This is a genomic window from Prochlorococcus marinus XMU1411, from assembly GCF_017696075.1.
Taxonomy (GTDB): Bacteria; Cyanobacteriota; Cyanobacteriia; order PCC-6307; family Cyanobiaceae; genus Prochlorococcus_A; species Prochlorococcus_A marinus_V.
The window spans coordinates 37,862-46,674 of record NZ_JAAORI010000004.1 but is presented as its reverse complement, the minus strand read 5'-3'; the positions used below and the strand labels follow the sequence as shown (position 1 = coordinate 46,674).

14 protein-coding genes are annotated in these 8,813 nt (G+C 31.0%); 10 read left to right on the top strand and 4 right to left on the bottom strand.

Translation table 11 applies throughout. From position 1 onward, the window contains the following. Nucleotides 1–100 precede the first annotated feature (100 nt). A complete protein-coding gene (locus HA145_RS06365; RefSeq protein WP_209128378.1) occupies nt 101–370 on the bottom strand; it encodes a DUF1651 domain-containing protein in 270 nt (89 codons plus the stop codon). 149 nt (nt 371–519) lie between these two features. Here HA145_RS06365 and HA145_RS06360 point away from each other — a divergent pair, with 149 nt between their 5' ends. The 3 genes from HA145_RS06360 (at nt 520) to HA145_RS06350 (ending at nt 1,412) form a co-directional block, all read left to right on the top strand. Continuing rightward, the gene (locus tag HA145_RS06360; protein ID WP_209128377.1) at nt 520–702 is read left to right on the top strand and encodes a hypothetical protein; all 183 of its coding nucleotides are present in this window, start codon (nt 520–522) and stop codon (nt 700–702) included. Between the two features lie 73 nt (nt 703–775). Further along, nucleotides 776–937, top strand: a complete 162-nt coding sequence (locus tag HA145_RS06355) for a hypothetical protein (RefSeq protein ID WP_209128376.1) — start codon at nt 776–778, stop codon at nt 935–937. A gap of 52 nt (nt 938–989) precedes the next feature. Then, nucleotides 990–1,412, top strand: a complete 423-nt coding sequence (locus HA145_RS06350) for a cupin domain-containing protein (protein ID WP_209128375.1) — start codon at nt 990–992, stop codon at nt 1,410–1,412. 42 nt (nt 1,413–1,454) lie between these two features. Here HA145_RS06350 and HA145_RS06345 read toward each other — a convergent pair whose 3' ends face one another. Both HA145_RS06345 and HA145_RS06340 read right to left on the bottom strand, forming a co-directional pair. After that, the gene (locus HA145_RS06345) at nt 1,455–3,158 is read right to left on the bottom strand and encodes a protein adenylyltransferase SelO family protein (protein WP_209128374.1); all 1,704 of its coding nucleotides are present in this window, start codon (nt 3,156–3,158) and stop codon (nt 1,455–1,457) included. A 166-nt stretch (nt 3,159–3,324) separates the two neighbouring features. After that, complete coding sequence (locus tag HA145_RS06340) at nt 3,325–4,668, bottom strand: sodium-dependent transporter (protein WP_077142384.1); 1,344 nt, start codon at nt 4,666–4,668, stop codon at nt 3,325–3,327. 133 nt (nt 4,669–4,801) lie between these two features. Between HA145_RS06340 and HA145_RS06335 the strand changes: the two genes are divergently transcribed. The 4 genes from HA145_RS06335 (at nt 4,802) to HA145_RS06320 (ending at nt 7,500) form a co-directional block, all read left to right on the top strand. Next, on the top strand, nt 4,802–5,083 hold the full coding sequence (locus HA145_RS06335; protein ID WP_209128373.1) for a DUF3764 family protein: 282 nt from the start codon (nt 4,802–4,804) through the stop codon (nt 5,081–5,083). 16 nt (nt 5,084–5,099) lie between these two features. Next, nucleotides 5,100–5,399, top strand: a complete 300-nt coding sequence (locus HA145_RS06330) for a hypothetical protein (RefSeq protein WP_209128372.1) — start codon at nt 5,100–5,102, stop codon at nt 5,397–5,399. 77 nt (nt 5,400–5,476) lie between these two features. Then, nucleotides 5,477–5,833: a hypothetical protein gene (locus HA145_RS06325; protein ID WP_209128371.1), complete on the top strand. Its 357-nt coding sequence runs from the start codon at nt 5,477–5,479 to the stop codon at nt 5,831–5,833. A 362-nt stretch (nt 5,834–6,195) separates the two neighbouring features. Next, on the top strand, nt 6,196–7,500 hold the full coding sequence (locus HA145_RS06320; RefSeq protein ID WP_209128370.1) for an NRAMP family divalent metal transporter: 1,305 nt from the start codon (nt 6,196–6,198) through the stop codon (nt 7,498–7,500). Nucleotides 7,501–7,724: 224 nt separating this feature from the next. Here HA145_RS06320 and HA145_RS09630 read toward each other — a convergent pair whose 3' ends face one another. Next, nucleotides 7,725–7,850: a hypothetical protein gene (locus HA145_RS09630; RefSeq protein ID WP_011863239.1), complete on the bottom strand. Its 126-nt coding sequence runs from the start codon at nt 7,848–7,850 to the stop codon at nt 7,725–7,727. A gap of 154 nt (nt 7,851–8,004) precedes the next feature. Between HA145_RS09630 and HA145_RS06310 the strand changes: the two genes are divergently transcribed. The 3 genes from HA145_RS06310 (at nt 8,005) to HA145_RS09625 (ending at nt 8,768) form a co-directional block, all read left to right on the top strand. Next, complete coding sequence (locus HA145_RS06310; RefSeq protein WP_209128369.1) at nt 8,005–8,235, top strand: hypothetical protein; 231 nt, start codon at nt 8,005–8,007, stop codon at nt 8,233–8,235. 2 nt (nt 8,236–8,237) lie between these two features. Further along, nucleotides 8,238–8,453 carry a DUF2839 family protein gene (locus HA145_RS06305; RefSeq protein WP_209128368.1) on the top strand — a complete coding sequence of 72 codons (216 nt, stop codon included), beginning with the start codon at nt 8,238–8,240 and terminating at the stop codon, nt 8,451–8,453. A 180-nt stretch (nt 8,454–8,633) separates the two neighbouring features. Beyond that, a complete protein-coding gene (locus HA145_RS09625) occupies nt 8,634–8,768 on the top strand; it encodes a hypothetical protein (RefSeq protein WP_257469985.1) in 135 nt (44 codons plus the stop codon). Nucleotides 8,769–8,813: the final 45 nt, after the last annotated feature.

The following is an 8,813-nucleotide window of genomic DNA, read 5'->3' as shown; positions in this document are numbered from 1 at the left end:
TGTCAATAAATATTGATTATTTATTTTTGACACCGAATTCCATATTTTAGGAAACTCTTAAGCTTATAAAAACATAAAGGCTTTTTCTTGTCCGGATCCCTTATCCGTAATTGTGCGATACTTCTGTCCACCCTTTTTGGTGAAGTTCGTTCCACTTTTCCCAGGCTGAGTCTATGTTGAGTTTTTCAGAGGATTTGTACCCTCCAGGTTCGCCAAGGTGATTTGTATAGAAAAGATGAGCATGAATTTTTGAATTAGTTATAGGAGAATTTTTGCATTCTTCGAAAAAGATAATTCTGCTGCCTTCGGGATTTAGTAGGCATCCGTTGGGTTTGCTCGTGCTACAACCAAATGAGTACTTAGGCTCCATACTTTACCTTTAATTGACTGGTTGATTATTAGTATATTTGTACTATAAAATATATCCTCCTTGTTTTGCTGTCAATCCTTTTAAGGTTAAGTACTTATTTACTAATAATTATTTTGTTTTTTAATAAATAAGATAATTTCTTTAAGCTTATGAATTACAGGGAAGATCTAGAAATCAAACTACAAAAAGTAACACTTGCAATGCAGGAAGTTGTAGATGATATCCATAAAACTGATCCTGAGAAGCAAAGAATAATTTCCAAACTTATTGAATTTAAACAAGCAATTATTTCAAAGGGAATTGAACTTAACATTGAATTAGAGGCAGCCTAGAAATATTGAATATCTCATGAATGTTTAATAACTTTTAGAATAATGTTATTAACAAATAAGGGTTATTTATCAAATGCAGCCTGGTACTTTTGAATTATTGATCCTACTATTTATCTTTTTAGGTATTCAAGCTTGGTGGATTATCCCAATAGTTATTAAGAATAATAAATTAAATAATAGAGGTAAGGATTTAAGAGAGGAAATCAAGCAATTAGAAAAGTTATATAAAAAATAAATTAGTTATTTTTTTTGCAAAATACCTATTATTAGTGAAAATCAAATATCTAATGAAATTAAAAAAAATTATTCCATTTTGCTTTCTTTTTATTGGGACTTTAGCTTTACCAGAAACTTCTTTTGCTGAAGAAAAGATTGAAGTTATACCCCTTATTCAAAGTTCAAAAGGGCTTAGTGGTAAAAATTTTAATTATCTCGAGGGTAAGCCTGAATTAAGACTCTTAAAAGTAAAAATTCCGGTTGGCTTGAAAACTCCAATTCATACTCATCCTTCCCCAATGTTGATTCATGTCACCAGAGGAAGATTAAAGCATGTGAGGGGTGAAGAAATTAATTTCTTTAAAGCGGGTGATGCATTTATAGAGAGTAATAATGGGGGACCCCACTATGTGAAAAATGTTGGGAAGAAGCCGGCTATACTTCATGTGGGAGTTGTATCAGTAGTTGGAATTCCTACGGCCATTAATAAATAAGATTTTTCTCAAAGTTATTCAATCTGGATGAGGACTAAACTTTTATGAGGAACAGCTGTAGTGAGATACGCCTCCATAATTAAAATATTGGCTTGGCTTTAGTCGATTATATTTTTGATCTATTTCTGAGGGTTGTTCTATATATGGATGGCTAAAGACATCCTGTAACTCTTTTATTTTTTTGTAATTTCCTTTTTCAGCTTCTTCATATGCGGGAACGACCATCCATTCGCGCCAAGTATAGACTGGATTAAGGGATTTCATTGAGGCTGATTTCGCTTTAATATTTCCCTCTTTCTTCAAGATTGATTGCCAGTTTTTAAGCCATACTTCCCATCTATTATTGAGCTCATAATCAATTGGAAAATAGAAACTGTCTTTTAAAGAATATAAGTTATCAGGTATTTCAGAGAGTTTACGGAACAAAATTGTATAGTCTGCTTTTGAAATGACCATGAGATTAAAAAATTCATTTATTAGAGTTTCGTTGTAATGTTCTAAACCAAGTTTGTTTGCCCACATTTTCTTCAACTCTTTGTTCATTAATTCTGAAAAATCCTTTTCGATTTGATCTAACTTTTCTTGATCTTGTTTGTTTCCTGAAAGTAACGGACTAAGAGAGGAACAGAATGTTTTAAAGTTGATTGCCGCAGCAGAAGGTTGGTTGAAAAATGAGAAATGTTCACCTCCACCTGTCCATGGTTGAAATCTTGGATCAAATAATTCACAGAATCCAAAGGGGCCATAATCCAAGGTATAACCTCCAGCAGCACAATTATCACTATTGAAGTTACCCTGGCAATAACCGACTCGCATCCAGTTGGCTATAAGTGATATCAGTCTTGATCTGTATAAAGATGCCAGTTTTATTACCTTACTTTCAATTGAAATCTCATAATCAATTTCATCTTTATAATTTCTATCAATAAGATGTTTAACTATCATCTTTAGTTCATTGAGGGCCTCATCATGTGCATTATTACGAACTCGTCTTGCAAAAAGTTCAATCTGGCCTACACGTAAAAAAGATGGAGCAACTCTCGTAGTAATTGCCGCTTGATTATCAATCATGATGTCAGGTTCAAAATACCTAGACCCTTTGGAGTACCACGGTCTTCTAACTATTTCTGAACGTGAGACATAAAGTGTTAAAGATCTTGAGGTAGGGATTCCTAATGCATCCATTAATTCCTGTGCAAGAAATTCTCGTACGCTAGATCTTAAGACAGCTCTACCATCTGCTCCACGACAGTAGGGAGTTGGACCTCCTCCTTTAAGTTGCATTTCCATTCTTTTCCCATTGAATAAACCTTCAAAAACAGAAATTGCTCTGCCATCGCCATAACCATTACCAGTGCCAAAGGGACATTGTTGGGTATATTCAGTCCCGTAAATAGATAATGCATAACCTGTTGCCCAACCAACAGGACTCATTGGATAATTAGCAACAGAAATATCACCTGAGAAAAAACGACAAAAATTCTGGTCTTTAGTAAGATTTGAGCTTAGCCTTAGTTCTTTAAAAAGTTTGTTGCTATGGGAAATATATTCTGGTTCTGGAATAGCAGTTGGAACAACTGGTACGTAATGACCTGAATATACTGAACGCGGCTTATGATCATTTCCATCTTTTGTTGATTGAGGATCTGCTTTAAGAGAATTCATAAAAGAATAGTCGGATAATTGAGAAAATTCAGAAAAATTTTCCGTAAGCTTTTCTTTTAATGAATTGGACTTGGTTGACATTAAATTTTTAATCTATTGTTGATTGCGTTGTAATTTCTTTAAATTCAACATCTAGATATATCTTATATATTTTTTTTCAGGGATGTTTTCTGTCGTTATTTTTGAGATTTAATAGAAGTTAAAATTTAATATTTACTTAAAAAAAGGTTCCGCAGTAAAATATTGTTTAACTAACCCAGCCTTTCAGCAAATCAAACACACTAATAAATAGTCCAAAACCAATAATTGGGGGTGCAATCCATCTTGTCATGAATTTCAAATAACGCGTCGTTTTGATTCCAACTTTTGAATCACTAAGTTCTTCATTAAATTTTCCAGGGACTACCCATCCCATAAAGAAAGTAACCAAGAATCCACCAAAGATCAGTAATACGCCACCAAAAATCGAATCAACAGTTCCAAGAATATTTAAATTTAATGCAGAAGGAATGCCTGCTAAAAACAAGAATAGAGTTATCAACCAAACCGATTTTTCTCTTTTAAAGCCGAATTTATCCATTAAAGAGGAAACTGGAACCTCCAATAATGAAACAGATGAAGTTATGGCTGCGATATAAGCTAGTGCAAAAAATGCAACAGCTACAATTCTTCCTGCCGCACCATATGAACCTAAACCTGTTGGAATTGAGATAAATAAAGCACCAACAGTGGATTCAGAAATAGCGTCACTTAAACCGAATGTTAAAACTATTGGGAAAGTTATAAATCCAGCCATTAGTCCAACCAAAGTATCTAATGATGCAACTCCTACACTTAGTTTTGGAAGATTACTTTTTTTATTTAAATAGGATGCGTAGGTAACCATAATTCCAATCCCCAAGCTTAATGAAAAGAATGCTTGTGTAAAAGCGTTTCTTATTGTTTGAGGATTTCTCAATTCATTAAAGTCAAACTTAAGTAGAAATGTTTTATATCCTTCCCATGCACCTGAAAGTGAAGTGGCCCAAATAGCAAGAATCACAATAATTATGAAAAGGATTGGCATAAAATATCTAGTAACCTTTTCTATACCTTTTTTTATACCTGATGAAACTATTATTGCTGTAAGTACAAGACTTAATAGGTGGCCCAACAAAACACTGCTGCCACTACTAATCGAGCCAAAGAAGGTTTCTGCTTCAGTTAAATTCTTTGGTAATCCAAAAAATAAAGAATGGAACAAGGTATCTGCAGTCCATCCCATTATCACTGAATAATATGATGCTATTCCTAAAGGAGCTATGAAGAAAAGAATTCCTAATGGATACCAATTCTTCCCTGCCAGCTTTACAGGAGCAAGCAATGTGCTTGCCATAGCGTTTCTCCCTAGAGCCATTTCAGCAACAAATACAGGAAGACATACAATTAAAACGATCAATATATATAAAAGTACAAACGCCGCACCTCCACCCTGAGATGCTCTGTAAGCAAAACCCCAAAGGTTGCCTAGACCTACTGCACTACCAGCAGCTGCGAGAATGAATCCTAGCTTACTAGTCCATTGTTCTCTCTGAGAAATTTTTGAGTCCAAAATCAAAATCGTTTTTTATAGTTGATTTATAACTCATAAATGAAAATTAGTTAACACTTTGCTTAATAAAAACTAATTTTTTTAGATTAATTTTTTTATAAAGATTTAGACTTAAAAAAGTTTAATTATTCTTATGACTATTGAAACGACTATTTTAGATTTTCAACTAAGTAATACCTATGAGGAGTATGAATCACATATGAATGCAAAAGAACAGCAGACGATGTTTAAAGAAATGGGAGTTAAAACATTTTATATTGGTAAATCATTAGATGATCCTCAAAGGGCAACTGTAATTTTTCAAGGACCAGAAAATGTTTTATATGATATTTTTATGAATCCTGAAACAAAACCTATAGTTGAAGCTTCAGGACATATTTACGCGGGGACAAAAATCACTCGCTGGATTTCTTAAAAAAATAATTCTTTTTATGAATTACCAACTTTTAATTGAATCATATTCTCTTGGGTCATCTCTTTCTGAGCAAGAAATAGAACTCTTAAATCTAGAACTTGAAACTCAAATCATGAATATTAATATATCTACAAATTTTGGCTGTTTTAAATCGGCCCCCTCCCATGTTTGCGAAGGGCTAAATTTAAAAAAAGATACTTATTGGATTATGTGCCTTGCTCAATTATTAGATTTACATAAGCCCCCCCAATTTGGGAAAACGAAAAGTGTGGAGGTTTTTGATTTACTTCTTGAAAAAGGACTTGTTATTGGTTAATTATTTAAGTATTAAAAAAATTAAGTTGTTTTTTATTTATGCTGATAAGATTATCTTGAATTTAGAAAAAAATAAAAATGGAAGATTCTGGGCGATTGATATTGGGAAATATTATTAAGCTAACCCGATCAAGTGAAAAGAAATTTAAAATTGGAAATTTTAAAGGAGCTTTAGAAGACAAAATTAAAGCTAATGAGATATTGAAATCTAAATCTTGTGATGAAAAAATTATTGAAAAATATAGAGAAGAATTATCTAGTTTGTACTCTTCAAAATTCGATCTTATATTTGATCATAAGCTTAAAATTGATGAAATAAAGAGAAATGAAATAGTACAAATGTTGGAACGTAAAAGTAAGGAAAAATTAAAAAATCATGATTACAGAGGAGCAATAAAAGCATTAAGAAGGGCAGAAAAATACATATCAAATTAAAAAAAAAATACAAAAAATTTTAAGAAGTATTACTTATTGTGTTTTTTTTAGCTTAGTTTAAATTTGAAATACTTAAGCAATAATTTATGCAAAAACAAAATAATAAAAATCTAAAAAAGGTTAAAAAAAAAGAATTAGATGTTTTAGATAGGTTTTTGAGGATTTTATGGAGAAAAGAGGTTGAATACAAAATAAATATCTTATAAAAGCATATTTGAAGGAGATATCTTATGAAACTTCGAATAGGATTCCTAATTATACTTTTTATTTTTGATTCATTATGTGTTTTTGGGTTAAAAAAAGAGTATTAAAAAATAAATTTAGAAGAGCTCAAAAAGTAAATTAAATCATTAGATTAAAACATGAATTTAACAAAAGGAATACAAAAAAGTTTAGGTCCAGGAATTGTCCTAGCTGGAGCGGCAATTGGGGGTTCTCATTTATTATCATCCACTACTGCTGGTGCGAAGTTTGGATTTTCATTAGTTGGCCTAATCCTTCTTACTAATCTTTTGAAATATCCATTCTTGTTGGTTGGGACTAGATTTACAGCCTCTACTGGTAAATCATTATTAGAAGGTTTTAAAGAGAGGAATTCTTTATATCTTCCTTTATTTCTAATAGTTAGTCTAATTACAGGTACTTTCACAATAGCTGCTGTAAGTTTTGTCTCTGGTGTCCTTTTAACTAATATTCCCTTTTTCTCAAGTTTTCCAGCCATGGATTTGTCGATAGGAATCCTGATTGTTTCTGGAATGATATTAATTCTTGGTAAATATAAAGCCCTTGATAGAATTTCAAAATTTTTAGTATCTCTACTAACTTTATTAACATTATTTGCAGTTTTATCGCTTTTGTTCAAAGGGTCAATAAATGAGCCCTTAAATATGAGTTTTTTTGAACCAGAAATCAGTCCATGGAAGTTAACAAATTTAGCTTTTTTGATCCCTTTAATGGGATGGATGCCTTGCCCAGTAGAGTTATGTGTTTGGCCTTCTTTATGGATGTTTTCTCGAGCGAAAGATTCAAATTATAAGCCAAATATCAGTGAAGCAGAATTTGATTTTAATCTCGGTTACTTAATAACTGTTGTTACGGCTATTTTCTTCCTTACTCTTGGCGCAATAACAATGTATGGTACTGGCGATGGAATGCTTTCCGGAAGTGGAGTCTCCTTTGCTCAAAAGTTAATACTCCTTTACACTAAATCCATCGGCAATTGGGCTAAATGGATCATAATACCTGCAGCATTTGCTGCAATGTTTAGTACTACAATTACTTGTCTAGATGCATATCCAAGAAGTATTTCTGCTATTCAAGGTTTATTGAGAGGCACTGATTTTGGACACCTGGATTCCAAAGCAGAGCGCAATAGATTTCAAATTTGGATGATTGTACATATCTTTGCATCATTAATAGCTTTGCTGATTGCAAGGTCAGGAGGTATAGGAGTAAAAGATTTTGTATTTGCTGCAATGACTGGAAGTTTTCTAACTGCACCGTTATTTGCATGGATGGCAATGGATACTATAAATAGCAAATTAGTACCAATTAAAAATAGATATGGATTTTTTCTAAAAACAATAAGCTGGATAGGATTAATTTTCTTAACATTATTTAGTTTATTGTTTATTGCACATTCATTTTTTGGGATTGGGATTTATTAATTTCAAAATAAAAAATAATTAAAGGGTTGATTTTTCTTCAGAATTCGTTTTTGTAGAAATGTATTATTTTTGGTACTTATTATGGTTATGCCTCAATCTACTCTAGAGAGCTTATTATTTTTTTTGATACTATCTCTTGTTGCAACTTACATTGTTAATTTAAAGTATTCTTCAAAGTTAAAAATACAGAAGTAGTTTTTTTATTTATCTTTTTTGAATTTGATTTATTTCTTTGGATCACTCCAAGTCTCTTTGTATAACCAACTCAAAAAAGTAAGAGTAAGTATATTCCCAAATGCATAAGTTATTCCCAATAATGGGTCATAAATATTGGCAATAATCGTCGACATTATAAAGATTATTAACCCTGAAACAACCAAATCCTGAATAGGCAAATGGTTAAAATTTACCGAATTTATCATTTGATAATTTTTTAAAATAGATTAAATTAATTATAGAACCATAAAGTAATTTATTTATTTATAAGGAAATAGGATCTAAGATATGAATAATTTTAGAATCGCTAAAGTACTTATAGTTTTTTCATCATTATCGTATTTGAGTTTTACTTTTTTAAGAAACTATAATTCTCCAGAAAATATAGAAAAAAGATGTATTCTTAAATTCGAAAAAGATTTTAAAAATAATTTGGAAACATCTCATGAAGAATGGAATAAAATTTTAGATTTAGCTGATAAAAATTATTTAAAATGTATGGGAATTCCTCAGTATTAATTATGGGAGAGGCAAAGAGAAGAAAAAATTTAGGTATTCCGCCTAGAGAAAAAACTAAAGATATAAAGTTACCTCAACTTGATAAAAAAGCCATACAACAAAAAGTCAGGACTACATTGTATAAATATCCAATTATCCCTTTTCTTTTTTATGGAGCTGCGATATTGATCCTAATAGGAGGTTTATTTTATGTTTTCAAATCCTTCCATATAGCTTAATTAAAAGGATTATTAATTTTGATATTTATGAATTTTTGGCATCATCAATTAAAAAACTTGAAGGATAATGAATAAGCAATTTTTATTGTGCAAAAATAATCAAAGAAATAATATATGAGAATTATTTACAGTTGACACCATGATATGGTGTTGTAATTTTAGATTAAATTAAAACTATTTATGAAGAAAATAAATAAAAAATATTATGAAATAATGCGTCAAGCTGATAATGCAGTTGGAAGAAAAGAAGTAGTTAGTTTATTAAAAAAAGCTGCAATAATTATGTCTAAATCTGAGGAAAACTTAGCTGCTTAAATTAAAAAACTATTTTATTAGGATAAATAAAACACCATAAAGAAT

Excerpts from the sequence above, each read along its gene's own strand:
- HA145_RS06325 (WP_209128371.1), top strand. The coding sequence starts at position 5,477 with ATGGAAGATTCTGGGCGATTGATATTGGGAAATATTATTAAGCTAACC.
- HA145_RS06355 (WP_209128376.1), top strand. The coding sequence starts at position 776 with ATGCAGCCTGGTACTTTTGAATTATTGATCCTACTATTTATCTTTTTA.
- HA145_RS06330 (WP_209128372.1), top strand. The coding sequence starts at position 5,100 with ATGAATTACCAACTTTTAATTGAATCATATTCTCTTGGGTCATCTCTT.
- HA145_RS06360 (WP_209128377.1), top strand. The coding sequence starts at position 520 with ATGAATTACAGGGAAGATCTAGAAATCAAACTACAAAAAGTAACACTT.
- HA145_RS06345 (WP_209128374.1), bottom strand. The coding sequence starts at position 3,158 with ATGTCAACCAAGTCCAATTCATTAAAAGAAAAGCTTACGGAAAATTTT.
- HA145_RS06335 (WP_209128373.1), top strand. The coding sequence starts at position 4,802 with ATGACTATTGAAACGACTATTTTAGATTTTCAACTAAGTAATACCTAT.
- HA145_RS06320 (WP_209128370.1), top strand. The coding sequence starts at position 6,196 with ATGAATTTAACAAAAGGAATACAAAAAAGTTTAGGTCCAGGAATTGTC.
- HA145_RS06305 (WP_209128368.1), top strand. The coding sequence starts at position 8,238 with ATGGGAGAGGCAAAGAGAAGAAAAAATTTAGGTATTCCGCCTAGAGAA.
- HA145_RS06350 (WP_209128375.1), top strand. The coding sequence starts at position 990 with ATGAAATTAAAAAAAATTATTCCATTTTGCTTTCTTTTTATTGGGACT.
- HA145_RS06365 (WP_209128378.1), bottom strand. The coding sequence starts at position 370 with ATGGAGCCTAAGTACTCATTTGGTTGTAGCACGAGCAAACCCAACGGA.
- HA145_RS09625 (WP_257469985.1), top strand. The coding sequence starts at position 8,634 with ATGAAGAAAATAAATAAAAAATATTATGAAATAATGCGTCAAGCTGAT.
- HA145_RS06310 (WP_209128369.1), top strand. The coding sequence starts at position 8,005 with ATGAATAATTTTAGAATCGCTAAAGTACTTATAGTTTTTTCATCATTA.
- HA145_RS09630 (WP_011863239.1), bottom strand. The coding sequence starts at position 7,850 with ATGTCGACGATTATTGCCAATATTTATGACCCATTATTGGGAATAACT.